This window comes from Allokutzneria multivorans (assembly GCF_039537405.1).
GTDB lineage: Bacteria > Actinomycetota > Actinomycetes > Mycobacteriales > Pseudonocardiaceae > Allokutzneria > Allokutzneria multivorans.
In genome coordinates this window covers 40,327-66,225 of sequence record NZ_BAABAL010000008.1, presented here as the reverse complement: position 1 = coordinate 66,225, position 25,899 = coordinate 40,327, and the positions used below count along the sequence as shown (strand labels likewise).

Annotated in this window: 17 protein-coding genes; 7 read left to right on the top strand and 10 right to left on the bottom strand. The window is 69.0% G+C overall.

Annotation, left to right across the window (positions count from 1 at the left end; genetic code table 11):
- Positions 1-29: 29 nt before the first annotated feature.
- Complete coding sequence (locus tag ABD798_RS13620; protein WP_344874505.1) at positions 30-680, top strand: TetR/AcrR family transcriptional regulator; 651 nt, start codon at positions 30-32, stop codon at positions 678-680.
- On the opposite strand, the gene ABD798_RS13615 is transcribed toward ABD798_RS13620, so the two are convergent.
- On the bottom strand, positions 641-1,537 hold the full coding sequence (locus tag ABD798_RS13615) for a TetR/AcrR family transcriptional regulator C-terminal domain-containing protein (RefSeq protein WP_344874503.1): 897 nt from the start codon (positions 1,535-1,537) through the stop codon (positions 641-643). The genes ABD798_RS13620 and ABD798_RS13615 overlap by 40 nt on opposite strands.
- 103 nt (positions 1,538-1,640) lie before the next feature.
- On the opposite strand from ABD798_RS13615, the gene ABD798_RS13610 reads away from it, so the two are divergent.
- On the top strand, positions 1,641-2,168 hold the full coding sequence (locus ABD798_RS13610) for a GNAT family N-acetyltransferase (protein WP_344874501.1): 528 nt from the start codon (positions 1,641-1,643) through the stop codon (positions 2,166-2,168).
- A 1-nt stretch (position 2,169) separates the two neighbouring features.
- Positions 2,170-3,300, top strand: coding sequence for a C45 family autoproteolytic acyltransferase/hydrolase (locus ABD798_RS13605; protein ID WP_344874499.1), 1,131 nt, complete (start codon positions 2,170-2,172; stop codon positions 3,298-3,300).
- Positions 3,301-3,376: 76 nt separating this feature from the next.
- On the opposite strand, the gene ABD798_RS13600 is transcribed toward ABD798_RS13605, so the two are convergent.
- Positions 3,377-4,471, bottom strand: coding sequence for a pyridoxal-phosphate-dependent aminotransferase family protein (locus ABD798_RS13600; RefSeq protein ID WP_344874497.1), 1,095 nt, complete (start codon positions 4,469-4,471; stop codon positions 3,377-3,379).
- Positions 4,472-4,579: 108 nt separating this feature from the next.
- Here ABD798_RS13600 and ABD798_RS13595 point away from each other — a divergent pair, with 108 nt between their 5' ends.
- Genes ABD798_RS13595 through ABD798_RS13585 form a run of 3 tightly spaced genes read left to right on the top strand, consistent with a single transcriptional unit; the run spans position 4,580 to position 5,618 of the window.
- Entirely contained in the window at positions 4,580-4,930 is a 351-nt protein-coding gene (locus tag ABD798_RS13595; RefSeq protein WP_344874495.1) for an HIT family protein, read from the top strand.
- A 15-nt stretch (positions 4,931-4,945) separates the two neighbouring features.
- On the top strand, positions 4,946-5,440 hold the full coding sequence (locus ABD798_RS13590; RefSeq protein WP_344874493.1) for a pyridoxamine 5'-phosphate oxidase family protein: 495 nt from the start codon (positions 4,946-4,948) through the stop codon (positions 5,438-5,440).
- The gene (locus tag ABD798_RS13585) at positions 5,421-5,618 is read left to right on the top strand and encodes a hypothetical protein (protein WP_344875005.1); all 198 of its coding nucleotides are present in this window, start codon (positions 5,421-5,423) and stop codon (positions 5,616-5,618) included. Before ABD798_RS13590 ends, ABD798_RS13585 begins: the two co-directional genes overlap by 20 nt.
- 111 nt (positions 5,619-5,729) lie before the next feature.
- Here ABD798_RS13585 and ABD798_RS13580 read toward each other — a convergent pair whose 3' ends face one another.
- Genes ABD798_RS13580 through ABD798_RS13565 form a run of 4 tightly spaced genes read right to left on the bottom strand, consistent with a single transcriptional unit; the run spans position 5,730 to position 14,519 of the window.
- Positions 5,730-7,472, bottom strand: coding sequence for an ABC transporter ATP-binding protein (locus ABD798_RS13580; protein WP_344874491.1), 1,743 nt, complete (start codon positions 7,470-7,472; stop codon positions 5,730-5,732).
- Positions 7,469-9,274 (bottom strand): ABC transporter ATP-binding protein, encoded by a 1,806-nt coding sequence (locus ABD798_RS13575; protein WP_344874489.1) that lies wholly within the window; start codon positions 9,272-9,274, stop codon positions 7,469-7,471. Before ABD798_RS13575 ends, ABD798_RS13580 begins: the two co-directional genes overlap by 4 nt.
- Positions 9,275-9,285: 11 nt before the next feature.
- A complete protein-coding gene (locus tag ABD798_RS13570; protein ID WP_344874487.1) occupies positions 9,286-13,818 on the bottom strand; it encodes an amino acid adenylation domain-containing protein in 4,533 nt (1,510 codons plus the stop codon).
- The gene (locus tag ABD798_RS13565) at positions 13,815-14,519 is read right to left on the bottom strand and encodes a VOC family protein (protein WP_344874485.1); all 705 of its coding nucleotides are present in this window, start codon (positions 14,517-14,519) and stop codon (positions 13,815-13,817) included. The genes ABD798_RS13570 and ABD798_RS13565 overlap by 4 nt, the downstream gene beginning before the upstream one ends.
- A gap of 53 nt (positions 14,520-14,572) precedes the next feature.
- Between ABD798_RS13565 and ABD798_RS13560 the strand changes: the two genes are divergently transcribed.
- Entirely contained in the window at positions 14,573-16,045 is a 1,473-nt protein-coding gene (locus tag ABD798_RS13560; protein WP_344874483.1) for a methyltransferase, read from the top strand.
- Here the strand turns inward: ABD798_RS13560 and ABD798_RS13555 are convergent.
- From ABD798_RS13555 to ABD798_RS13540, 4 genes are read right to left on the bottom strand one after another with little or no spacing between them, the layout of a single operon-like run.
- Complete coding sequence (locus ABD798_RS13555; RefSeq protein ID WP_344874481.1) at positions 16,039-17,025, bottom strand: Gfo/Idh/MocA family oxidoreductase; 987 nt, start codon at positions 17,023-17,025, stop codon at positions 16,039-16,041. The two genes, ABD798_RS13560 and ABD798_RS13555, sit on opposite strands and share 7 nt — an antisense overlap.
- Positions 17,022-17,933, bottom strand: coding sequence for a hypothetical protein (locus ABD798_RS13550; RefSeq protein ID WP_344874479.1), 912 nt, complete (start codon positions 17,931-17,933; stop codon positions 17,022-17,024). The genes ABD798_RS13555 and ABD798_RS13550 overlap by 4 nt, the downstream gene beginning before the upstream one ends.
- Entirely contained in the window at positions 17,930-25,129 is a 7,200-nt protein-coding gene (locus ABD798_RS13545; RefSeq protein ID WP_425549215.1) for an amino acid adenylation domain-containing protein, read from the bottom strand. The genes ABD798_RS13550 and ABD798_RS13545 overlap by 4 nt, the downstream gene beginning before the upstream one ends.
- Entirely contained in the window at positions 25,093-25,845 is a 753-nt protein-coding gene (locus ABD798_RS13540; protein ID WP_344874475.1) for a thioesterase II family protein, read from the bottom strand. The genes ABD798_RS13545 and ABD798_RS13540 overlap by 37 nt, the downstream gene beginning before the upstream one ends.
- Positions 25,846-25,899 lie beyond the last annotated feature (54 nt).

Here is a 25,899-nt window from a genome sequence, read left to right as displayed (position 1 = left end):
GAGGGCGGTTTCGGGCTTAGTATCCCGCCATGACCAAGCAAGGTCTGCGCGAGCTGAAGAAGCTGGCGACCCGCAAGCACATCTCGGACGTGGCGACCGGGTTGTTCCTGGCGCGCGGCTTCGACAACGTGACGATCGCGGAGGTCGCGGCGGCGGCCGAGGTCTCGAAGATGACGGTGTTCAGCCACTTCCCGCGCAAGGAGGACCTGTTCCTCGACCGGCACGCCGAGCGGATCACCCAGCTGCGGCGGGCGCTCGGCGAGCGGTCGCCGGAGGAGTCGGTGGTCAGCGCGCTGCGGCGGCAGCAGCACCACCTGCTGGCCTCACGGCACCCGCTCTCCGGCGCGGTCGAGGGCGTGATCCCGCTCTGGCGCGTGCTCAGAGCCAGTCCGGCGCTGGTGAACCGGATGTACGAGCACGGCGCGGAGATGCACGTCGCGCTGATCGCGGCGCTCGAAGCCGACGGCGCCGAGGCAACCGCTGCCCGGCTGTTCGCCGCGCACATCTCCGCCACGCTGATGTCGATCTTCGAGCTGGCCGTGGACCGGGTGCTCGACGGCACGCCGGTCGAGGAGGTCAGGCGGCGCCAGGCGGACGTGATCGACAGGGCTTTCGACCTGCTGGAGAAGGGAATGGGCGACTACGGCGTGCGCAGCCGGGCCTCGATGCCGGAGAGGTGACCGCGCAGGGCGTGTTCGAAGAGCTCGTCCAGGTTCTTGCCCGGCTCGTCGGTCAACGTGGCCAGCCGGGGGAAGCGTCCCGAGGCGAACAGCGCCCGCACCTCGGCCTCCTGCTCCATCCACCACTCGCTGCTGGTCATGCCGCTCGCGCGCACCGCGTCCAGCTCGGTGGCCCGCGACAGCGCCAGTCCGCGCACGAAAGCGGGCAGCGTCAACGCTTCCCTGATCTTCTCCTCCTTCGACATCGGCAGCGCGTGCAGCGCTTCCAACGTCCACTCGGTGTGCAGCATCGCCTCAGGGATGAGCAGCGGACGGGTCACTGAGATCAGCTCGGCGAGCCACGGGTGCGCGCGGCAGAGCGCCCACTGCAACCGGCACACGACGCTGAGCTGCTCCTTCCAGCCCTTCGGCGGCGGATCGGGCAGCGGCCGGGTGCGGAAGACCTGGCGCAGCATGAGGTGCACGAGTTCGTCCTTGCCCGCGATGTGGCGGTACAACGACATCGGCCCCACCGCGAGTTCCGTGGCGAGCCTGCGCATCGACACCGCTTCCAGTCCTTCGGCGTCGGCGACGCGGATGGCGGTCGTGGCGATGCGCAGGCGCGTCAGGCTCTGGCCGAGCGGCGGTTCCCGGCGCGGCTTGGCGCCCCGCGTGCGCACGACGGTTCCCGCTCCGGGATGGGCTTCGACGAAACCCTCCTGCCGCAACAGGTCCAGCGCCTTGGCGGCGGTCGCCATCGCGACGCCCCACTCCCGGGTCAGCGCGCGCGTGGAGGGAACGCGCTCGCCGGGGCGCAGCTCCCCCGCTTCGATGCGGGACCTGATGGCGGCGGCAATGCGCTGGTACGGCGGGCTCACGCCAGCAAGTGTACTAGTACGCTTTGGTCAACTGACCTGGGATTTTGCCTTCTTACAACCTGTTTCGTTGCGATGAGCGTACGCCCGTGGGCAGAGTCGCCTCATGAGTTCGATACAGCGCGCCACGGAGATCCTGTGCGATGCCTTCGTGGCGGACCCGGTGGTCGAGTGGGTGTTCCCCGGCCCGGTCGAGCAGCGCAGAGCGGGGGCGGCACGGGTGTTCGCCCCACTCGTCGCGGCGTCGGCGGAGGCGGGGGAACTGGCCGTGCTCGATGACGGCGCCGCCGCCGTGTGGCTCCCCGTTGTCGCAGGCGAGTCCTTGGCGCCGGGGCCCGGAGCGGAGTTGCCGCCGCGACTGCGCGTGCTCGTGGACACGTTGGCGCGCAACCATTCCACCGAGCGGGAGCACCTGTATCTCGCGTTCATCGGTGTGGCGCGGGAGAAGCAGGGGCAGGGGCTCGGGGGCAGGCTCCTCGAAGAGCGGCTGCGAAGTGTCGACGTGCCGGTCTACCTGGAGGCGAGTGCGGAGCGCAACGTGGCGCTGTACGCCCGCCACGGGTTCCGGCTCACCGGAGATCCAGTGACGTTGCCGGACGGGCCCACGGTGTGGCCCATGTGGAGGGAGAGCTGACATGGCTGTGCAGAAGGAGATCGTCGCGGGCACGAACGAGGACTTCATGATCGTTCGAGAGCTGGCCGTCACGGGTGGGCAGGCGGAGATCGGTCACGCGCTGGCGGAGGAGGCGGCGCGCTCCTACGGCTGGCGCCCGCAACCGGCCGACCGGCGCACGGCGCGAGCGCGACGGCTGTGGTTCGAGCGCAACTGGCCGCAGCACCACGAGCGGATGCGCGGCGCTGCTTCGGCTCTGGGACTGGACTTCGAGTCCGATGAGTTCTTTGTGGACGGCCTGAGCGGGGTGCCCAACGGCTCCGCGTGCTCGGCGACCTTCCTGCCGCCGAGTGCGACCGAGGAGGGCCGGGGAACGCTCGCCCGCAACTACGACTTCTTCACCACGAGCGCCGCCGATCTCTTCGCGATGCTCAGTGGTGGCCAGCCGACAGGCGGCGCGGAATTGCCGATGGCTTCGCGGCCGTTCGTGGTTCGCAGCAAGCCGACCGACGGTCCCGCGACCACCGTGTTGACCATGGACACGTTGGACGGTTGCATGGACGGCATCAACGAGCACGGCCTGGCCGTGGTGCTGTTGATCGCCGACGCGGAGAACGCGGGCGAGCCGACCTCCGCCGGTCCTCAGGTCGGTCTGTCCAGCATCCAGCTGCCGCGCTTCGTGCTCGACACCTGCGCGACGGCGGAGGAGGCCAGGGCCGCGCTGCTCGGCGCGAAGCAGTACGACCTGGGCACGCCGTTGCACTACCTGATCGCTGACGCGAGCGGGGACTGCTTCGTGTGGGAGCGCGGCGCGGGCGGGGACGAGCACATCACCGACGGTGGCGGCGGAGCCCTGTGCGTGACGAACCACTTGCTGCACAAGCACTCCGGCGAGCTTCCCGCCGACAACGACGAGACGATGCTGACCTACGAGCGGCATCGCAGGCTCAGCGGGGAGACCAAGGACGTGCTGTCCGGACCGGGCGTGCGCGCGGCGATCGACTCGGTGAACTTCGACGCGGTCGGCGCCGACGTGCCCTACCCGATCCGGACCCTGTGGCGTTCGGTGTTCGACCTCGGTGAGCGCACCATGGCCGCGCGCTTCTACCTCGGCGACGGCCGCTACACCGACGAGCTCGTCTTCGGCTGCTAGGGCGTGTTTCACAGGTCCGTGCTCGCGATAGCCGGGCCGATCCCGGCTCTCATCGAACGAGACCTATGAAACAGCCCTAGAGCACCTTCCGCAGGGCGCCGAGGAGCATCTCGACGCGCTCCGGCCTGGCGTTGTGGCCCATCAGGCCGATCCGCCAGACGGTCGCGACGAACTCCTTGGCGCCCGCGCCGATCTCGATGCCGAACTCCTCCAGCAGGCGCTTGCGCACGGCCGCGGAGTCCACGCCGTCCGGCACCCACACCGAGGTCAGCTGCGGGAGGCGGTGGCCCTCGGCCGCGAAGAGCTTGAGGCCCATCTCCTCCAAGCCGTTCTGCAGCGCCGTTCCGACGATCTGGTGCCGCTCGAAGACCTCGGGCAGGCCCTCGTCGAGCACCCGGCCGAGCCCCGCGTGCAGCGAGGCGATCATCGCGACCGGCGCGGTGTGGTGGTAGGTCCGGCCGCCGCCCGCGCCGCCGCTGACGTAGTCGCCGATCAGCCCGAGGTCGAGGTACCAGGTCGGCGGGTGCGGGACGCGGCGCGCCCACGCCCGCTCGGAGACCGTGAACGGCGCAAGCCCCGGCGAGACGCCGACGCACTTCTGCGTGCCGGAGTAGGCCAGGTCAACGCCCCAGTCGTCGATGAGCACCGGCGACCCGGCCAGAGAGGTCACGCAGTCCGCGATCACCAGCACGCCCTCGTCCCGCGCGCGCACGGCCGCGGAGAGCGCGCCGATGTCGCTGCGCACGCCGGTGGAGGTCTCCGCGTGCACGGCCGCGACGATCGCGGGCTTGGGGTGCGCGTCGAGCACGCGCTGCACGTCGACCGGCTGCCCCCACTCGTGGTCGACGCGGACGACCTCGGCGCCGTAGCGCCCGGCCACGTCGCACATGCGCTCACCGAACAGGCCGTTCACCGCGATGACGGCGACATCGCCCCGGCGCACGGTGTTGGCAAAGGCGGCTTCCATGCCGATGGAGCCGGTCCCGGACAACGGCAGCGTCCGGCGGTTGGCGGTGCCCCACACGGTGCGCAGCCGCGCGCAGGTCTCGTCGAGCAACCGCAGGAACTCGGGGTCGAGGTGGCCGAGCAACGGCGCACCGAGGGCGAGCGTCGCCTCCGGGTACGGGTTGGACGGACCGGGACCCAGCAACACGCGATCGAGCAGAGCCATGCACGCACCCTAGCTCGGGTGTGTGCTCGCCACATTTAGGTAGATTGAATCTACGTAGATTCAATCTACCTGCATCGGAGCTGGTGGGGCAGCCTGGGAGGTTTGAGCGTGGAGAGCTGCGTTTTCTGCTCCATCGTCGCCGGGCGCGCGCCCGCCGTCGTCCTCGCGGAGTGGCCGGAGGCCATCGCGATCCGGCCGCACGGCGGGGTCAACGAGGGGCACGTGCTCGTGCTGCCGCGCGTGCACGTCGAGGACGCGGGCACCGACCCCGACGTGACGGCGGCCGTGATGCGGTGCGCCGCCGAGCTGATGGCGGAGCAGCCTGCCGCGAACTTGATCACTTCGAAGGGCGCCGACGCGACGCAGACCGTGTTCCACCTGCACGTTCACGTGGTGCCGCGGGTGGCCGGGGACGGTTTGGCGCTGCCGTGGACGTCAACGTCGAAATCTCGGGATTAGCTCCGTCCCAGGGCCATGGAGCGCAACGAGATCATTGAGGTCCTGAACCGTCCGGGCAGCCAGGAGCTGCTGGCCCGCGACATCGCCCGCCTCGCCTACGTGGCCAAGGACGGCACGCCCCGCACCATCCCGATCGCGTTCACCTGGAACGGCTCGGAGATCGTCATGTGCACTTCGACCAACGCGCCGAAGCTGCCGTCCCTGCGGGCGAACCCGGCCGTCGCGCTGACGATCGACATCGAGGTGCACCCGCCCAAGATCCTGCTCGTCCGCGGGCGCGCCGAGCTGGACGTGGTCGACGGCATCCCCGACGAGTACCTCCAGATGAACGGCAGCTACGACATGTCCCCCGCGCAACGCGTCGAGTGGGAGGCCGAGGTCCGCTCGCTCTACCAGGGCATGGTCCGCATCGTGGTCACTCCGACCTGGGCCAAGCTGATCGACTTCGAGAGCACTCTGCCCACCGCCGTCGAACAACTCGTCCAGGAGCGTGCGGTTCGTCGTCGTTGAAGACCTCCGCGAGCGGGGTTCGTGGGTCTTGAAGACCGCCGAACCCATCGACGCCCTCTCCAACGGCCCGTTTGGTGCGTTGAAGGAGCTGAACGACCCGTTCAGTGCGTTGGGAGCCCTGAACGGGTCGTTTGGTGCGCTCAAGTACCCGAAAGGGCCGTTCGGGGCGTTGAGGTAGCTGAATGACTCATTGGGGGCCCTCAACTCCCCGAATGAGTCATTCAGGGAGTTGAGGTACCTGAAAGGGTCATTGGGGGCGCTCAAGTACCTCAATGAGTCATTCAGCGCGTTAGGGGTGAGCGGGGACTTGCCAGTCGCGGGCGCGGAGTTGGGCGGACCACATGTCGGCGTAGCGGCCGGGCTGGGTGATGAGGTCCTGGTGGGTGCCGCGCTGCGCGACGGTGCCGCCGTCGATCACCACGATCTGATCAGCGCCGACGACGGTGGACAGGCGGTGAGCGATCACCACTACGGTTTTGCCGCGCACGAGGTTGTCGATCGCTTGCTGCACAACGACTTCGGATTCGGTGTCGAGCGCGGCGGTGGGCTCGTCGAGCAGGACGACGGGGGCGTCCTTGAGGATGGCGCGCGCGATGGAGATGCGCTGGCGCTCGCCGCCGGAGAGCGCGGAGCCGATCTCGCCGACCCGGGTCTGGTAGCCCTGCGGCAGCCGGGAGATGAACGCGTGCACGTTCGCGGCGCGAGCGGCTTCGATGATCTCCTCCTCGGTGGCGTCGGGTCGGCCCATCGCGATGTTGGCCAGGATGGTGTCGTCGAAGAGGTAGACGTCCTGGAACACCACGGCGATGTGGCGCAACAGCTCTGTGGGTTCGAGGGTGCCGACGTCGACCCCGCCGATCTTGATCACGCCGGACTGGGGGTCGGCGAAGCGGGTGATCAGCTTCGTCACGGTGGTCTTGCCGGAGCCGGACGGGCCGACGAGCGCGGTCAGACTCCGTTCCGGGACAACGAGATCGACCTCGTGCAGCACTGGCGACGTGCGACCGTCGTAGGTGAAGCCGACCTTCTCGAAGGTGATGTCGAAGGACGTGGGCGCGGTCCCTCCCGGCCGCACGGGCAGAGGCTCGACGGCGAGCACGGAACCGATGCGGCTCAGAGCGGCCTCGGCCATCTCGAAGAGCTTGGTCATGGTGACGGCGGCCCCGAGCGGCTCGGCGAAGCGCGCGGCGGCGACGACCACGGCGAGCAGCAGCGGCAACGACAACCGCGCGTCGAGCACGAACGCGGCTCCCAGAGTCACGAGTGCCACGACCGCGACCTGAACCAGGAACTGAAGTGCCGCAACGGGAACGGAGGCGGAGCGGTTGGACACCGCGTTGGCTTCCTGCTGATGGGTGAACACAGAAACCAAGCGCGAAGAGTCCGCGCCGGCCTGGCCGGTGGCCTTGAAGACCGGCAAACCCTGGACGTACTCGACGATGCGGCTCGCAGCACCCGCGTTCGCCTCGTCGACGCGCCGGAAACCCGCGTTGGACAGCGCGCGGAGCTTGCGCACCAACGGGATCGAAGCGATGGTCGCCGCGACGAGCACTAGGCCGAGCCGCCAGTCAACGACCAGAACGACCACGCCGAGCAGCGCGGGCACGGTTACCAGCTGGACGAAGAGCGTGGAGAACGAGGAGATCCCGGTGGCCGCGCTCGTGACGTTGCTGCCGACGACGGTCGTCAGGTCTCCGGCCGCACGGCGGTTGAGTTCCTGTTGCGGCATCGAACGAAGCCGCTCGCCGAGCCGGGTTCGCGTGGCGCCGGTGACGAGGTGCCAGTAGTCGTAGGTGAAGGCGCTCTCCCGCACGCGAAGCGCGCCCTCGGTGATCACGAGCACGGCGAGCGCGCCGACCCACGCCCAAGCCTCGCCGATGCGCCCGGCCGACAGAGCGGCCAGCAGCGGGATGAAGGTCGCGTAGGCGGCGGCCTGCACCAAGGAAGCGATCACGGAGATGCGCAGCGTTGAGCGGAACTGCGGCGCGTACGGGCCTGCGGCCAGCATCATGAGGCGACGAATGCGCTTCACAGCTTCACATCCTTCTTGTCGCTCGACCCTGCAAGCAGGTCTTCGGCCCGGTTTCCAACAAGCCCCCACGTGGAAGCCTGTTCGTGCCGAGCCCACAGCGCGGCGTAGCGCCCGTTCGCGGCGACCAGGTCGGGGTGCTTGCCGCGCTCCACGACCTTGCCGTTGTCCAGCACCACGATCCGGTCCACATCGACCACAGTGGACAGTCGGTGCGCGATCACCAGGACGGTGCGGCCCTTGGTCAAGCGGGCGATGGCGTCCTGGATAGCGGCCTCGCTCTCCGGATCGGTGAACGCGGTCGCCTCGTCGAGCACGACGATCTGCGCGTCGGACAGGATCGCCCTGGCGATGGTGATCCGCTGGCGCTGGCCGCCGGAGAGCCGTCCACCGCGCTCGCCGACCTGGCTGTCGTAGCCGTCCTGGAGTTCGGTGACGATGAAGTCGTGCGCTGCGGCAGCCCGGGCGGCGGCCTCGACCTCGGCGTCGGTGGCACCAGGCCTGCCGAGGCGGATGTTCTCCGCGATGGTGCCCTCGATCAGGAACGGGTCCTGGAAGACCAGCGCCACGTGCTGGAGGAGGACTTCGCTGCGCATGTCGCGGACATCGACGCCACCGACCCGCACGGAACCCTCGTCCACGTCGTAGAAGCGCGGGATCAGTCTGGCCACAGTGGACTTTCCGGAGCCGGACGGCCCGACCAGCGCGCACACCGTGCCCGCCGGGATCTCGATGTCCACATCGGACAGCACTGGAGCGCCGCGATCCGTGGAGTAGCTGAAGGTCACTCCGCGAAGCGACACCGACGAATCTGAAGGAACACGCGGCGAAGCAGGTTCGGGCAGCGGCGGGATCGCGAGGAGTTCACCGATCCGCACGGCCCCGGCCTTGGAGTCGTTGACGTAGTTGGTCAAATGCATCAACGGGGAGATCGCTTCGATGGGCATCGCACCGATCAGCAAGCCCAGCAACAACTCCGGCGCGGTGATCCAGTCGAGCGCGAGCATCGGCACGCCCGCCGCCGCGATCACCAACAGCGTCGGCAACGGCACGATCACCAGCTTGTTGAACACCGAAGCCGTGCGCGAGGTCGCGGTCCACGCGCCGATCGCCTCGGTGAACGCGTCGACCGAGTCGGAGAAGCGGCGGAAGGACGTGCGGCCGTCGTCGAAGGTGCGCACCACGGGCATGCCCTGGACGAACTCCACCACGGCGGCGTTGACGTTCTCGTTGGCGTCGTTGTACTTCGCGCGCTGAGTGGTGTAGTCGCGGGCCATCAGCGAGAACGAGACCATCGCCACGGGTACCACGAGCAGCACCACGATCAGCAGCTTCCACTGCACGATGCCCAGCGCGATCAACGCCGCGATCGGTTGCGCCGCAACGGCTCCGAAGAACGGCATGGCGTCGGCCACCACGTTGTGCAGCGCGGCGACGTCGTCCTGCATGACCTTCTTGATCCGCCCGGAGCCCAGCCGCTGGACCACGCCGAGGGGCATCTTGGCGAGCGCGTCGGCGAGGCGGCGGCGGAGCACCACTTCGAGCTCGAAGCTCGCGTGGTGGGCGACCTGCTCGGCCAACCACCGCGACCCGAACGACACCACCAGGCCCACCAACGCGAAGCTGACCCACCATGCCAGCGCGGAGCCCGAAGGCTGCGCGGCGAACAGCTCGCCGACGGCCATCGCAACGCACACGTAACCCGCGACACCGGCGGCTCCACCGAGAGCCCCGAGAGCCAGTGCCCGCGTGAGCTGACCGCGCACTCCCGGGGAGAGCCCGACCAGGTCTGACACAGGCTTCATACCGCTGTCACTCACCGAAGACCCTCTGCGATCTGCTCAACGAGCGGCTCGTTCATGCACGAGAAGTGATTACCGTCCACATTGGACACGGTGAAATCGCCGAGGCAGACATCGCGCCAGAACTCCAGCATCTGCTCGGTCATCCCCGGCGCCAACGTCGTGGTGGGGCACAGGAACTTGATGTCGCCTACGTAGGGAGGCGGGACGAAGCGCGCGGACTGGAAGCTCTGCTTGAAGACGCGGTACATGCCAATCGCCATCTCCGGCATCATCGAGGCGGCTTCGGCGTAGCGGGCGAAGCGCTCCTCCTGACTGAGTGATCCGAGCCGTCCGAAGAAGTCGTCGATCTTCGCGAGAGAACCTTCCGGGACGCGGCCGTCGTTGTCGCGCACCAGCTTCGGGAACTCCTCCGAGACGGCCTGCGGATCGACCGAGCCGAGGCCGATCTGGTCGAGCGTGATGCCGAGGTTCGGCACGAACAGGGTCTCGAACATCAGCTCGTCCTGGATGTCGAAGGACACCAGGTGGCTGCTGACCAGGACCAGCTCCTCGACCTCCATCCCGCGCTCCGCCAGCCGCCGCGCGACCTCCGTGGCGAACATGCCGCCGAGGCAGTAGCCGATCAGCTGGAACCGCGTGTGCCCCTCGGCCAGCAGGCGTTCGGTGTAGTCGTCGGCGAGCTTGCCCACGACCTCGGCCGGATCGAGCGCGAGGTAGACATCGGTGTCGGCGATCGCGATGCCGAGCACCGGGCCGAGGTCCTGCGCCACCAACCGCGCGGCCAGCGGACGGAAGCACTCCATCGTGCCGAGACCGGCGTGGAACAGCACGCGAACCGGACCGTCGCTGGTGGTGCTGAAGGGAACCAGGGCCGCGTTGCTCCCGCTGACGAGCTGCGTCTCGGGCTCTGCCTTGCGACGCAGGAAAGCCGCGAGCTGCGCCACGGTCGGCTCGTTGAGCAGTTGCCGCAGCAGGGTGTCGAACGGCACGGGCTCGGCCTCGGGCAGCTCCTCGCGCAGGCGCCCGGCCATGCGCGCCATGATCAGCGAGTCCGCTCCCCTGGTGAAGAAGTTCTCCGTGCGGCCGATCGCCGGGATCTGCAACGCATCGGCCCAGCGCCTGGCCAGCGCCTCCTCCAGCTCGTCCTCCGGCACCTCCGACGCGGCGGACTCGACCGGGGTCGGGCGCCACGCCTGGAGCGCGCGGCGGTCCACCTTCCCGTTTCCGGTCAAGGGAAGCGCGTCCACGACCTGAAGCTCAGCGGGGATCATGTGCTCCGGCAGGCGCAGCGCCAGGAAGTCGGCCAACCCGGTCACCTGCGCGCGATCGGTCTTGAACCGCTTCACGTAGAGCGAAGGAAGCTCCAGAACCGAATCATCCCAAGGCCGGGAGCCGTTCACCACGAGCCATCCGCCGGGCACCAGGAGGTCGACGAACGCGCTCCGGAACGAGGTCGCGACGATGGCGTCATAGGTGTTGGGCGCGAAGCCCTGCGCGCGGTAGTCGAGATCAACATCAAGCACGCCGAGCCGGTAGTCAGCGTCCAGCCCCGCCAACACCTCCACGACCTCCGGACGTGAGCGGTCGAGTTCGAGAATCCGAAGTGGACGGTCGGACTCGACGGCCGCGCGGTGCAGCACGGCGGCGATCGCGTGATCGGTGGACCGAGCCGCGCTGGCGATGCGAATCAGCCGCGAGTCGTCAGGAACAGCGGGCGCGACGCGCGCGGTTTCGACGACGCCGAACAGCGCGCCGTCCGAGACGACCACTCCGGCCGCCGCAACCGCCGGGTGCTCGCAGAGAGCGGCTTCGATCTCGCCGAGCTCGATGCGGTGGCCACGGATCTTGACCTGCGTGTCCGCGCGGCCGAGGAACTCGATGTCCCCGCCGGGGCGGTAGCGGCCGAGGTCACCGGTGCGGTAGAGCCGTTCGCCGTTGTGCGTGATGAAGCGGTGCGCCGTGGTCTCCGCGTCGCCGAGGTAGCCCTGCGCGAGCCCGGCGCCGCTGATGCACAGCTCACCGACAGTCCACACAGGACAGTCCTGCCCGAGAGCGTCGAGCACGCGGAAACCCTGATTGGCCAAGGGCTTGCCGTACGGGATGCTGTGCCAGCCCGCAGGAACGCCGTCGATGCGGTGGTAGTTGGACCAGATCGACGCTTCGGTGGCACCACCGAGGCTGATCAGCTCCATGCCGGGCAGCTTCACAGCGGCCTCAGCGGGCAGAGTGGTCGGAATCCAGTCGCCCGACAGCAATGCGATCCTCAGGCTGGGCAGCTCGACGTTGAGGTAGGTCAACAGCATCTGCATGAGCGCGGGAACGGAGTTCCACACCGTGATGCCGTGCTCCGCCACCAGGTCCGCCCAATGCGAGGGGTCCGCACGGCGAACAGGTGATGGGTAGACCAGGGCCGCGCCGAGCGACAGCGGGCCGAAGATGTCGTAGACGGACAGGTCGAAGCCGAGGTTGGCGACGCCAAGCACCCGGTCGTCGGCCGTGATCCCGAAGCGGGAGTTGATGTCCACGATGGTGTTCGCGGCGGCGCGGTGGCTGATCACCACGCCCTTGGGCTTGCCGGTCGAGCCGGACGTGTAGATCACGTACGCCGCCGCGTCGGGGTCTCCAGGGGCGAGGTCGACAGGACCAGCGGCCGTCGAAAGGGTGTCGACGTGGATGCCCTCGCCCACCCAGGACTGCGTGAGGACGTGCCGCACATCGGCGTCGCGCAAGATCGCTTCGCGCCGCAGGACGGGCTGCACGGTGTCGACCGGCAGGTAGACCGCGCCCACGAGCAGCGTGCCGAGCACGGCGCTGACCTGCTCGATCCCCTTGTCCATGACGATCGCCACGTGGGAGCCGGGCGTGCATCCCGCCGCGCGCAGGGCGACAGCCACGGCGTTGGCCCGAGCCGCGAGGTCCGCGTAGGTCACCGATCCGCGCGAGTCGATCACCGCGATCCGGGACGGCGTCCGGACAGCCCGCGCGAAGACCTCTTCGTGCAGCAAGGAGTTCGGCAGCGGCGCGGCGGTGGAGTTGGCAGCGCGACGCTCCTCGATTTGCCACCACGGCAACTCAAGCGACGCGGAGTCCCAAGTCTCGTCAGAGGTGGCCAGACGCAGCAGCAGCGACTGGAAGGCCTCGAACATGTCGTCGACGAGGCCGTCGGGGAACACACCGTCGCGGATGTCCCAGTTCACGCGCAGGCCGTCCGCGTCGTCCATGGCCTGGCAGTCGATGAACACCTGCGGGGTCTGGGTGATGCCGAAGCCGTCGAAGCAGCCGGTCATCGTGCTGCCGATGCCGATCGCACTGGTGAACACGATCGGCATGAGCGCGGCCTCCCTGCCCCGCCGCCGCGCCAGCTCCCTGATCACCTCCACACCGGAGTACAGCCGGTGGTCCAGGTCGTCGAAGAGCTGCGTGCCGATCACCGCGGCGCGCTCGGCGAAGGTCGTGCCCGCGCTCCAGTCGACCTCAAGGAGGTTGACCGAGGTGAAGTCGCCGACGACCTCGTGCACCTGCGGGTGCAGCGGCAGGCGGTTGAGCACGGTGAGGTTGAGCGAGAACCGCGACGACTGGCTCCACCGCTCGACAACGGCGGCGTAGGCGGAGAGCACGGTCGACGACGGCGTGAGGCCACGGCTCTGCGTGCGGCGCTTGAACTCCTCCCACTGCGGCGCGGTCAGCCGGAGTTGCTTGCGGGAGAACGACGGCGCCTGCTCGCGCTGGTCCATCGGCAGCTCGGGCGCGGCGGGAAGCTCGTCCAGCCGCGTCGTCCAGTACTCGCGATCACGCTGGTAGCGGCCGGTTTCCCGCATCTTCAGCTCGGTGATCAGGTAGTCCCGGAACTGCATCTCCAGCTCGGGCAGCTCGCGCGCGGGGTCGGCGTGCAATGCCTCCAGCTCCCCCAGCAACATCGCGATGCTGGCCCAGTCGGCGATGAGGAAGTCCAGCGACACGTGCAGCACGGCGTGCTCGTCGGTCCGCGTGGCGCGCAGGTCGAACAACGGCCACTGCGTGGTGTCGTAGACGTGGTGGCCGAACTCCTCGCGGATCGAGTCCAAAGTGGACTGCGCGTCGGCCTTGCCACGGAGGTCGGTGACAGGCACGGTCACCTTGGGAACCTCGGGAAGCACGCGCTGGTAGCCGTCCGCGGCGATCACCGCGCGCAGCATGTCGTGCCGCTCGATGAGGCGGTTCCACGCAGCCGTTAAGCGCTCCTCGTCCAGCGTCGGGTAGCTCACTTCGACGTAGACGTGGCAGGCGACGCCGCCGAAGCCGAACGCGTCGTTGCGGCCGAGCAGGTAGGCGGCCTGGACGTCGGTCAGCGGGAACGGCTCGTTGCGCGCGGCGGGGTCTGGAACCAAGACGCCGCTTTCGTTCTGCAGCAACGAAAGGACGGCGTCCTTGCCCGCGCGGAGAGCTTCGAGGAGGTCGCCGGTGAGCACGCCCTTCGGGGCGCGGTAGCGGAGCTTGCCGTCCTCCGCCCAGAGCTTCACGCCTGCCCGGTTGAGGTCTGCGACAAGGGTTTCTGGCGTGGTCACGACTGGGACTCCTCAACGGGGACGGGGGTGAGAACGGTGCCGTGCAGCTTCGCCGGGTCGAGTTCGGCGCGGAGGCCGTGCAGCTGCACGCCGATGACGCCGGTCGTGAGCGCGGGTTCGGGGCGGAGCCACTGGTCGGAGCGGACGTAGCGATCGAAATGCGGGCGCTGGACACGGCTCACGCCATAGCGGACCGTGGCGATTCCCGTTGCGCCGTTGGTGTGTTCGACCTCGGCGGGGCGCTGCGGCGGGTCATAGGAGGAGACGACGAACGGCAGCTCGACCGGGCTCGGAGCGAGCATCTGGTAGCGCACGCGCTGGCCGTCCGGGCGAGTGCGGCCGTTGCGGAAGATCCGCGAGACGTCAACGCCGGTCGCGGTGAGCTGGGCCCTGGTCGCGGTCAGGTCGGTGTCGTCGGTCTCCAGCGCGAGGTCACGCCAGCCCTTGCCCGGCCTGGACCACTTGTGCAGGCGCGCGCCCATGCCCCGGCCGAAGCGCAGCGCGACCGGCCAGCGGAGAGGGGCGAGCTTCGACGGGAACTCGAAGAACTCGATGAACGGACCTTCGGAAAACCAGATCAGCGCATTGTGCGCTTTCTTGGGATCACTTCCCCAAGCCACTTCAAAGCCCAAGTCGGTGAAATTCTGGACAGTCTCGTGAATGTCCTCCACGCGACACAGGACGTGACTCGTCCTCAGCATGACGAAAATCCCTTTCTTGACATCCACGCAGCTAGACGAGTTAGGGTGACCGCATGAACGTCACCGACATCGATTTCCTGCGCCGTCGCGTCGATGAGGACGACGCTTTGCGGTCGGCCCCCGAACTGCGCGAAGCCCTCGATTCCGGAGCGCCCGGAGTCGGCCCGTGGCTGGCGGCTTTCGGCGGCCGCGCGGAACGCAATCTCGTGCTGTTCCCGTTGCGCGGAGCCGGGAGCGACATCGTGCTCGCGACGCTGCTCGCGGGCGGGAGCGTCGTGCTCGGTGACCTCGACGCCCACCCGGCGCGCACGCTCGCGCAGCTGGAGCGCAGCGGCGCCACGGCGGTGACGCTGCCGTCGAAGATGGTGGAGCGCTTGAACTCCGAGCCCTCCGCGCCGATGACCGACCTGTCCGAGCTGCGCCGGATCTACTACGTCGGCGAGCCCGCGCGCTTCGACATCCCCGGCCCGCAACTGTCCCGTGTGGACACTCTCACCCTCGATCACGTGGAGCAGTTCGTTGTGCGCTTCCGGGACGCCGTACTGGCGTCGATGTTGCTTACACTGCAAGCCAACGACGTTCTCCACGATCCCGCCGTCAGCCACTCCGCCGACGAGATCCTGACGGCTGCGCACGTCGCGGCGCGGCACCACGGCGTCGTACTGCGCTGGCTGGTCGCGCTCACAGAGCACGGAGTCCTTGCGCGCCAGGGTGATCGTTTCCTGGGGACCGATCCGATCAGCCGCGATGCGGTCGAGAAGGCTTGGGACGCCTCGGAGAAGCTGTGGACGGGGCATCTCGGAGCCGCCGAGGTCGCCGCGTACTTCTGGCACAACGCGGAGCGGCTGCCGCAGCTGATGACCGGCGAGGAGCAGGCGACGCTGCTGCTGTTCCCCGAGGGGCGCACGGACATCGCCGATGCGCTCTACCGGGACACTGCCGTCGCGCGGCACCTCAACGCCCGGGCGAGCGAGACCGTCCAGCGGCTCGGCGCCAAGCGCATCCTGGAGGTCGGCGCGGGCACCGGCGCCACCAGCGAGGTCGTGATCCGCGACCTGGCCGGGCAGGAAGGTGTCGACTACCTCTTCACCGACCTGTCCGCGTTCTTCCTGACCACGGCGAAGGAACGCTTCGCCGAGCACCCTTGGGTGCGCTACGGGATCTACGACATCGACGGTGAGAACCCTGCGGGCATGGGCACTTTCGACGCGGTGATCGCGGCGGGTGTGCTCAACAACGCACGTGACGCGGACGCGACATTGAAGCGGCTCAAGGAACTCCTCGTGCCCGGCGGCTCGCTGCTGATCATCGAGCCCACCCGCGAGTACTACGAGATCCTGATCTCCCAGGCGTTCATGATGACCGCCGCCGAGGACGCCAGGCTGCGCAGCGGCACCACGTTCCTCTCGCGGCAGCAGTGGGTCGAGGCGATCGACCGAGCCGGACTGTCCCTTGTGGACGTCACACCCGACGACGCGCACCCGCTGTCGCCGATGTCGCAGTACCTTTTCGTCGCGCGTCACTGAGGGAGCCCGGTGAGGAGAGACGCGTAGCCGAGCTGGGACGTCAGGTCCTGCCACATCCGGCACAGGGTCAGGTGGTACTGGTCCGGCCGCGCGCTCTCCGCCATCGCCAGGATGTCCCTCCCGATGGCCTCAGGCAGCTCCGCAGTAAGGAACTCCTTATAGCTGCTGGGGTTTCCCGCCAGCACGGACGTGCACGGCTCGGCCAAGTGCGCGGCATCCGGCGCGTCGAAGTCGAAGGACGTGCGCACGGACTCCGGGATGTGCAACCGAGGCGTCCACGACACAGGCCCGTGCGCGTCGTTCAGCGTGAGCGCGCCGCTGTCGGTGCCGATGGTGATCCGGTGCAGCACGTGCATGTGGTTGTCGGGGTCGTCCGGGTTGATCTGGTTCTGCACGCGCAGCGTGATCGGTACACCGCCGATCTGGCCTCCCACAACGGAGAACGGCTCGCCGTCCATCAGCTTGGTGAAGCTCCACGGCCGCACCGTGCCGAGCGCGTCGCCGATGACGTGCAGCAGCGGGAAGGAAACCTGCACCCCGCACACGGCGTCCACGTACAGCGGCTTGCCCATCTCCCCTGCTGCGGCGATGAAACGACGCGCGGCGGGCAGCTGTGCGTACAAGTCACCGAGCCGGTAGGTCACGTTGTTCCTGCGCGCCACGCGAAGCGACTCGGCGAGGTCGTCGTGGTGCACAGGTTGTTCTTGCAGCACGTGGATTCCGCGAGCGAGGAGTTCGCGCGCCAACTCACTGCCCGGCCCGCCCATCGACGACGAACGCACCACGACGCACGCCAGGTCGATGTCGTCGGGAAGCTGATCAACAGCGGTGTAGAGCGGCACGCCGGCTCGTCGTGCCGTGTCCACGGAGCGCTCGCTGCCGCGCCCGAGGACTCCGGCCAGCTCGTAGCGCCCGGCCAGCTGGGCGACGGCGGCGATGTAGGACTGCCCGAAGGTCGTCCCGCACACGAGGACCTTCACAGCGCGCCCTCCTCGACTGCAAGCTCCGAAAGCGGCGCGTCGAACACCGTGACGTCCAGGCCGTCGAAGGGCTCCAGCACGGTCGCGGCGCGGTGCAGTCCACTGGGCACGTCGCCGCGCAGCACGGCCTTCGTGGCGGCCACGGTCACGGCCGCCGTCAGCTCCGCGACGCTGCCCGCGCGCAGCACAGCCGTCCTGCCGTCGAGCTCGGCAACGAAGGTCGCCCTCGGGCTTCGCCCAGCGAGGTCCAGCGCGGACGCCTCGCACAGCCCCTTCCGCTCGCCGAGCGCGCGCAGGAGGTGCTTGCCCTCCACGACGCTGTACCAGTCACCGTCCACAAGCGACAGTGAACGAGCGACGGCTTCGTTTTCAGCGTCCATGAAGGGGAAGGCCGACACCGGCTCGTCGAAGAACGGAATGTCCACATCGGACACGCGGGTCAGCGCACCACGTTTGACCTGGCCGTTTCGCCAGGCGGCCAAGGGCTCGTTGACCCCGTTGAGATAGTCCTCCGCCCCAGCTGTGGTGAACCGGTCGAGCACTCCGCAGTACATCGCCAGCTTCGTCCCGCGCGAACCCAGCCAGCGCGGAAGCAGCCCGGACAAGCCCGGCGAGGCCCCCGCCGCGAAGACCACGCGCCGTCCGCGCGGATCGATCACGGCGTCGGCCCCACCGGCGTCCACGTGGTCAGCTCCGGCCTCAACAGCAGCGGTGGCGACCCGGGCGGCGGTCTTGTGCGACGGGCCGACGCAGTTCACCACCACGGACGCACCTGCGACGAACGAAGCCAGTGAGCGGTCGTCGTCAATGTCCACTCCGGACGATCGACTTCCCGCACGGACCTCACCCGGCAACGCGCGGAGGACGTGCCTGCCGACCGCGCCGGTGGCACCGAGGAGCGCGATCACAGCTCGCCCTCCTCAAGGTCGACCTCGAACACCGGGGCGGCGCTGGCGATGGTCGGCGCGGCGAACAGTTGCCGAAGCGGCAAGACCACGCCGAAGCGCTGTTCCGCCTCCTGGATGAACCGCGTGGCCAGCAGCGAGTCACCACCGAGCGCGAAGAAGCTCTGATCGCGCCCGATGTCGCTGACGCCGAGCAGCTCCGACCACATGGCCGCGAGCTGCGTCTCCACCTCACCGCACGGAGCTTCGCCGGCGGTCTCCTCAGCGGGGCCGGCCAGCGCAGAGCGGTCGACCTTGCCGTTGGCGCTCAACGGCAACCACGGCAGCACTTCGACGTGCTCGGGGATCATGTGCGCGGGCAGGCGACCGCTGACGTGGCGCTGCACCTCAACCAGGTCGACATCCAGCGCGTCGGCCGGACGACGACCGTGGATGGTTGCCAGGCCGGAGTCGCCGACCGCGCGGTGCGCCACCTCGGCGAACCCGGCTTCGGCGAACAACTCCGCCCACCGCTGCGCGTCGAGCATGGGCGACCCGTTGGCCCGGCGCTCCGCGTCGAGCCCTTCGAAGCCGTTCTCCAGCACCGCCGCCGTGAGCAGGCCGATCGGCGCGAGCACGGTCGGCTCCACCGCGATCACCCATCCACCGCGCCGCGCGAGGAGGCTCGCGACGGCGATCCCGTGCCGCACATCGGTGTAGCGGTGCAAGACGTTGTGCGCGAGCACCATGTCGAACTTGTGCCGCAACGACTCCGGAACTCGGTCGTCGGGAACCCGTTGGCAGTCCACACCGCCGAGCCTCCGAGCCGCCGCTTGGACCATCGACGTGGAGGGATCGATGAGCGTGTAGCGCGCCTGATCAGACCGCAGCGCCGCCAGAATCCGCTGAGCAGCCACACCTTCACGGCCGCCCAGTTCGACGACCTCCACAGGTCGTCCCAGTTCTTCGGCCAGCTCAGCGATCTCGCGGGCGATCACCGGCACGCTCTCCGCCCCGGCGTTCGCAGGCGCGAGGACCGGGTCAGCCAGGATCTCCGCGGTGTTGCCGCTCTCCAGCACTCCGCGGAACCAGTCGATCCGCTGCCGGACGTGGTCGACCACCTCGTGCTGACCAGCCGCGTCAGCTCGCCCAGCCAGCCAGTTCTCCCACAGTTCACGCAGCTGCGGCGAAGCAGAGGGCAGCAGTTCGCGAAGCAGAGGGGTGACCGCCGCTGCTTGATCGTCCAGGTCAACGGCCTCGGTGACTCCGGTGATCGCGGACGTCGGCGGGAGCGGGGCGGGAACGACGGCCGCCGCGAGGGTCTGGCTGACCACCGCCTGCCCCACCGCAGGGTGGGATTGCAGCGCCGCTTCGACCTCGCCGAGCTCGATGCGGTGGCCACGGATCTTGACCTGGTGGTCGCGGCGCCCCAGGAACTCCAAGGTGCCGTCCGGCCAGTAGCGGCCCATGTCGCCCGTGCGGTACCACCCGTCGATGAACTGGGCGGCAGTCGCTTCGGGCGCTCCGCGATACCCCAGGGCGACGCCCGCGCCGCCGATCCACAGCTCGCCGGGAGTCCAATCAGGACAGTCGCGGCCGAAGGCGTCCACCACGCGGAACTGCTGGTTGCGCAGCGGGAAACCGTACGGAATCGATTTCCAGGCCGGATCGACCGCGTTGACCTCGAAGTGGTTGGACCAGATGGACGCCTCGGTTGCGCCACCCAGCGCGATGAACCGGCAGTCGAGCTTGCCGGGCAGGTCGAGGCCGACCCAGTCGCCGGAGACCAGCACCAGTCGCAGCGGCACCTCATCCGCGACGATCAACAGCATGTCGAGCAACGCGGGCACGGTGTTCCACACGGTCACCCCGTGCCGCTGCACCAACTCCAGCCAGCGGCGGGCGTCGCGGCGGGACTCCTCCTCGACAAGCACCACCGCGCCGCCGGCGGACAACAGGCCGAACACGTCGTAGACCGACAGGTCGAAGTCCAGCGCGGACACTGCGAGCACGCGATCCGCGGAGGTGACCTCGAAGCGGGAATTGATGTCCGCGATGGTGTTCATCGCCGCGAAGTGGGTGATCTCCACACCCTTCGGCTCTCCGGTCGAGCCGGACGTGAAGATCACGTACGCGAGCTGGTCAGCACCCAGCACGACCGGCGCGGGCTCAGCGCTCTCCGACTTCCTGAGCAGCTCCGGCGTGACGACCACGCGCGCCCCGGACAGCCGGAGAATGCGCTCGCGCCGCACAGGCGGCTGGTCGACACCGATGGGCACGTAAGCCGCACCGGCGGCCAGAACACCAAGCACCGCAACGATCTGGTCGACGCCCTTGGGCAGGGTGACCGCGACCGTCTCCCCTGGCCGCACCCCCTCCGCCAGCAGCAGGGACGCCACCCGCCGAGCGCGGTCAGCGAGCGCGCCGTAGCTCAGCGAGCCGTCAGTTCCCCACAGCAGCGCGGGAAGCGACGGCGACTCCTCCGCGATGCGGAAGAACTCCTGGTGCAGCAACATCTCCGGGCTCGGCCCCTCCGTCGCGTTGACGGTGGCGCGCACCTCGCGCTGGGCAACGGGCAGGAGATCAGGGGCCGGAGCCGACCACTCGGTCGTGGCCAGCCAGTCCAGCTCTTCGAGGTAGGCGGCGAACATCGCGTCCACCATCCCCGCCGGGAACAGCTCCTCCACGGCGTCCCACACGAGCGCGATCCCACCATCCACTTCGGACACCTGGTGGTCGAGCCACACCTGCGGGGTCTGCGAGATCCCCCACACCGGCTCCGCCAGCAGGGAGTTCTCCGGGAACGGCAGGCCGAGCGCGCTGGTGAAGACCACAGGCATGGTCACCTCGGCCTCGCCCGCGCGCTTCGCCAGCTCGCGCAGCACCCACACCGCCGACGCCTCGCGGTGATCAAGCGCTCCCCACAGGCGTTCCTGGAGCCTGCGCGTGCCGTCGGCCCACGCCTCCCCCGCGACGGGGTGGTGATCGACCAGGATCAACGACGTGAAGTCGCCGATCACGTTGGCGATGTCCGGGTGCGCCTCGCGGCGGTCGAACAGCGTGACGTTGAGGGTGAGGTCGGCGCGCCCGCTCCACCGGCCGAGCACATCGGCGAAGGCCGACATCAGCACCGCCGACGGCGTGACGCCGCACTCCCGCGCTCGCTCGGTGATCGCCTCCCACCGCCGCGCGTCGAGCACCGATTCCCGGCGCAGGAAGCGCGGGCGCTCGATCTCGGCGGGGTCCACGGCCAACGGCAGCTGCGGCGCGGGCGCCAGCTCGGGCAGGCGCGCGGTCCAGTACTCCTCGGCCTTATCAGCGGCCGGGGTCGCGGTGAGGACGTAGTCCCGGAAGGACATCCCGACCGGCGGCAGCTCGGCCTCAAGGTCGGCGTAGAGCGCGCCGAGCTCGGAGTAGAACGTCAGCACGCTCAGCGCGTCGAAGATCAGGTTGTCCGTGCCGATGCCGAGCACGCCGTTCCGGGACACTGTCACGGAAAACAACGGCCACACCGCCGGGTCGAAGACCTTGTGCGACATCTCCTCGCGGAGGCTGTCCACAGTGGACACGCGATAGTCGGGCACCTCGGCGAGCACGCGCTGTTGACCGTGCTCGTCGAAGACCACTCGGAGCATGTCGTGCCGGGACACGAGCGCGTTCACCGCAGCTTCGAGCCGAGCGACGTCAAGGTCCGGGACGGAGTACTCGCGGTAGAAGTGGCTGCCGATGCCGCCGAGCGTGAAGTCCTCACCGCGACCGATCCAGTACGCGCGCTGCACATCGGTCGGCGGGAACGGCTCGAAGCGACTGGCGTGGTCGGCGACGACCTGCGTGACGAGCGCGGCGCCCTCGGTCAAGGTCGCGGCGAAAGCGGCGAGCGTCGGGTTCGCGAACAGCGCGGCCAGCGCGACGTTGCCGAGGCCCGCCGCGTTGAGCCTGCCGACGAGGCGGGTCGCGAGCAGGGAATCCCCGCCCAGCAAGAAGAAGTTCTGCTCACGCCCGAGCACCGGCACGCCCAGCAGCTCCGACCAGGCGTCGGCGACGATCTCCTCCACAGGGCCGATCGGAGGCGAGAAGACCTCAACGTCCTTAATGGACAGATCGCGCTTGAGCGCGGCGCGGTCGATCTTGCCGTTGGCGGTGATCGGCAGCGAGGGCAGGACGACCACGCGGTCCGGCACCATCACCGCAGGAAGCCGCTCCACCAAGGATGCTTGCAGTGCTTCGAGATCGACGTCTCCGAGCCGGTCGAACTCCGTGATGTCGCCGTCTCCGTGCAGGATCGCGACGAGTTCGTCCGTGCGCTCAGCGAGCGCGTGAGCGAAAGGCCCGCCCTGCCACCGAGCGGTGGTCCACGGCGCGGGGTCGCGGTCGACGAGCCACTGCGTCACCGAAGGCGCGTCGGTGTCGGGCGCCATCTCCAGCAGATAGTCCACAAAGGACGCGATGAGGTCGCGGTCGGGTGCCATCGTGACGGCGGCAGCGAGCCTGCGCTCATCGGTGACGACCGCGATCGCCTGCGCGACACCGGGGAAGGCGGTGAGTGCCGCCTCGATCTCCCCCAGCTCGATGCGGTGGCCACGGATCTTGACCTGGTGGTCCGTGCGGCCGAGGAACTCCACTGTGTCGTCCGGCCAGTACCGGGCGAGGTCGCCGGTCCGGTACCACCGCGCGCCGTCGAACTCGACGAACTTCTCCGCAGTCCGGGAAACGTCGTTCTGATAGCCGCGAGCCACACCGGCTCCGGAGACCCACAGCTCTCCCGCGACCCAGTCCGGGCAGTCGCGGCCGTGCGCGTCGACAACGCGACATCGCATGTTGCGCAACGGCTTCCCGTACGGCACGGCTTTCCAGCTCGGGTCCACCTCGTCGACCTCGAAGACCGTCGCGTGGATCGCAGCCTCGGTCATGCCGCCGAGCCCGGCGAACCGGCAGCCCGGCCTCAGCTCGCGCAGCCGTCCGGGCAGGTCGACGGTCACCCAGTCGCCGCCGAGCATGACCAGCCGCAGGCGGTCGCCGAAGTTGCCCGCGACGATCAGCATGTCCAGCAAGGCAGGCACACAGCTGACCACGCTGACGTCCCACCGCCGCATGAGTTCCGCCCACGCGTGCGCGTCGCGGCGCTGCTCCTCGTTCAGCAGCACGACGCTGCCACCGAACGCGAGGAAGGCGAACAGGTCGTAGGCGGAGAGGTCGAAGTCCAAAGCGGACAGTGCGATCGTGCGATCATCTCGGCTGACGCCGAAGTGCTCGTTCACCGCTTCGACCGTGTTCGCGACCGCGCGGTGCGGGACTTCAACACCCTTGGGCACACCGGTCGAGCCCGAAGTGAAGATCACGTACATCAGGTGTTCACCGGACACAGAAACCACGGCGTCCAACGGCCGGTGGTCGATCGCGTCCGCCATGACGGACTCCGTCAGCACGACCTTCGCGGCGGCGTGGGCCTGCGCGCGGCGTGCGGCGGGAATGTCCACACCGGACGGGATGTAGTAGGCCCCGGCCGCGAGCACGCCGAGCACCGCGACCACCTGATCCGGCCCCTTGGGCAGGGTGATGCCGACCGCGTCACCGGGCTGAATGCCTTGGGAGATCAGCATCGTGGAGACCCGGCGAGCCTTGAGCGACAGGTCGCCGTAGCTCATCACGCCGTCCTCGCCCCACACCAAGGCGGTGCGCTCGGGCTCGGTCTCGGCGACCTCGAAGAACCTCTGGTACAGCGGCTTCCCCGGGGCTTCGCCCTCGGTCCACGCCCTGACGGGCCCCATCGCGCCGACCGGCTCGTCCCAGGGCAGGTCGGTGACCAGGTCGGTGAAGGCGGCGAACATCGCGTCGAGCACGCCTTCGGCGAAGATCGCCTCGCGGGCGTCCCAGCTGAGCAGGATGCCGCCGTCCAGCTCGGTGACCTGCGCGTCGAGCCACACCTGCGGCCCCTGCGAGATCATCCACACCGGCCGTCCGAGCCCGTTCAGCTCGCCGAAGTCCAAGGTGCTCGCGAAGACCACCGGGGCGACCACTTGTTCGCCGTTGGCGCGCGTCAGCTCGCGCAGCACGTCCACGCCGGTGAAGCCGGAGTGGCTGGAGGCCTCGCGCAGATCGCGCTGAACACGGCGACACGCCTTCACAAAAGGAGATCCCGTGCGCACGCCCAGCAACACCGAGCTGGAGAACGCGCCCACCAAGGAATCGACATCGTCGTGCAAGGGCTCACGGCCGAAAACGGGGATGTTCAACAGGAAGTTCTGCTCGCTGCTCCACGCCCCGACGACCTCGGCGAAAGCGGTGGCGAGAACGACGGAGGGCGTGAGGCCGAGGCTGCGCGAACGCTCGCGGAGCTGCTCGGAAGCCTTGGGGTCCAACCAGAACTGACGGCGGTTGACACGTAAGTCCTTGCTGGGCACCACGGGTAATGACGGCGCTCCGGGCAGCTCGCCGAGCTTGTCGAGCCACCACTGCCTGTCCTGCTCCACCTCGCGGCTCGCGGCGCGGTCGGCGAGGTAGCGCGGGAAGCTGTAGTCCAAGGGCGGCAACACTTCGCCGTGGTAGGCGCGCGCGATGTCGTTGACCAGGATGCGCAGGCTCATCGCGTCGGCGGCGACCATGTCAAGGTTCACGTGCACCCTGAATCGTCCGTCCACACGCGACAGTTGGACGTCGAAGACCCTGCCGTCAGCGATTCCCTCGGAAAGCTCGGCCCGCACGTCCCCGTCGTGGATCTTCAGGCCGGGCCACGTGCTCACCGGGGAAATGCGCTGCCGCCCATTGGCGTCAACGGAAACGCGAGTCATGCCGTGCCGGTCGATCACCGCGCGGACGGCCGCTTCCAGGCGCTCCGGGTCGATGTCCTCAACCTCGAACTCGGCGTAGAAATGCGCGGCGACGCCCTCTTCGCGGCCGATCCACATCGCATGCTGGAGCGGGTCCAGGTCGAACGGCGAGAGCTCGTCGACCTGCGCGCTGACCACCGGGGAAACCTTCTCCCCCAACAGTTCCCGCCACGCGGCCACGGCCGGGCGCTCCGCGAGGTCGGCGAAGCTCACCTTGGCGCCCGCGCGGCGGAGCTTGCCCGCCACCCGCATCATCGCGATGGAGTCCATGCCGGACTCGATGAGGTTCGCGTGCTCGTCAAGGGAATCGGCGGGCACCTTGAGCACGGCCGCGACGGTGCCGAGCAGGTCGATGGTCACCGCAGGACGTCCTTCACTTCGTTGAGTTGACATGTCAGCAAGTCGAGGAGCATCGCGTTGTGCCGCACGGGGTAGAAGTGATCACCCGGCACCACGCGCAGGTCGAAGCCGCCCGTGGTGAAGTCGCTCCAGCGCTCCGCCTGAGCGGGAGTCACCTCGCTGTCGTCCTCACCGACGACGGCGGTGATCGGCGCGCGCAGCGGTGCCCCGGCAAGGTGGCGGTAGGTCTCCTCCACGCGGTAGTCCGCGCGAATGGCGGGCAGGAACACCGGCCACAGCTCGGGATTCGCTTTGAGCACCTCGGCCCCGGCACCGCCGACGCGCACGACCTCCTCGACCAGCCCGGCGTCGTCGCGGAGGTGGATGTCGCCGCCGACCAGCTCGTCCGGGGCGTGCCTCGCGGAGGCGAAAACCCTGGTCGGAGCCTCACCGCGAGCTTCGAGCGCGCGAGCCACCTCGTACGCCGCGACCGCGCCCATGCTGTGCCCGAACAGGGCGAGCGGGCGGTCCAGCAGCGGGCCGAGGTCGGCGAGCACTCCGGCGACGACCTCGGCCATCGAGGCCGGGACCGCGTCGGCGATCCGGTCCTCACGCCCGGGGAACTGCACGGCCCACAGCTCGACGTCCTGCGGCAGCCCGGCGCCCCAGGTGCCGAAGAAACTCGCGGAGCCCCCCGCGTGCGGGAAGCAGACCAGGCGCGTGCGCGCGGCGGCACGGGGGGTGCGGCAGCGCAGCCAGCGTGGGCTCATCGCGATCCTCTCCAGACGAAGCTCTTGTTCAGCGTTCAAGAGACTAAGGTAACC

Excerpts from the sequence above, each read along its gene's own strand:
- ABD798_RS13620 (WP_344874505.1), top strand. The coding sequence starts at position 30 with ATGACCAAGCAAGGTCTGCGCGAGCTGAAGAAGCTGGCGACCCGCAAG.
- ABD798_RS13610 (WP_344874501.1), top strand. The coding sequence starts at position 1,641 with ATGAGTTCGATACAGCGCGCCACGGAGATCCTGTGCGATGCCTTCGTG.
- ABD798_RS13605 (WP_344874499.1), top strand. The coding sequence starts at position 2,170 with ATGGCTGTGCAGAAGGAGATCGTCGCGGGCACGAACGAGGACTTCATG.
- ABD798_RS13600 (WP_344874497.1), bottom strand. The coding sequence starts at position 4,471 with ATGGCTCTGCTCGATCGCGTGTTGCTGGGTCCCGGTCCGTCCAACCCG.
- ABD798_RS13590 (WP_344874493.1), top strand. The coding sequence starts at position 4,946 with ATGGAGCGCAACGAGATCATTGAGGTCCTGAACCGTCCGGGCAGCCAG.
- ABD798_RS13575 (WP_344874489.1), bottom strand. The coding sequence starts at position 9,274 with ATGAAGCCTGTGTCAGACCTGGTCGGGCTCTCCCCGGGAGTGCGCGGT.
- ABD798_RS13565 (WP_344874485.1), bottom strand. The coding sequence starts at position 14,519 with ATGCTGAGGACGAGTCACGTCCTGTGTCGCGTGGAGGACATTCACGAG.
- ABD798_RS13560 (WP_344874483.1), top strand. The coding sequence starts at position 14,573 with ATGAACGTCACCGACATCGATTTCCTGCGCCGTCGCGTCGATGAGGAC.
- ABD798_RS13545 (WP_425549215.1), bottom strand. The coding sequence starts at position 25,129 with ATGTCAACTCAACGAAGTGAAGGACGTCCTGCGGTGACCATCGACCTG.
- ABD798_RS13540 (WP_344874475.1), bottom strand. The coding sequence starts at position 25,845 with ATGAGCCCACGCTGGCTGCGCTGCCGCACCCCCCGTGCCGCCGCGCGC.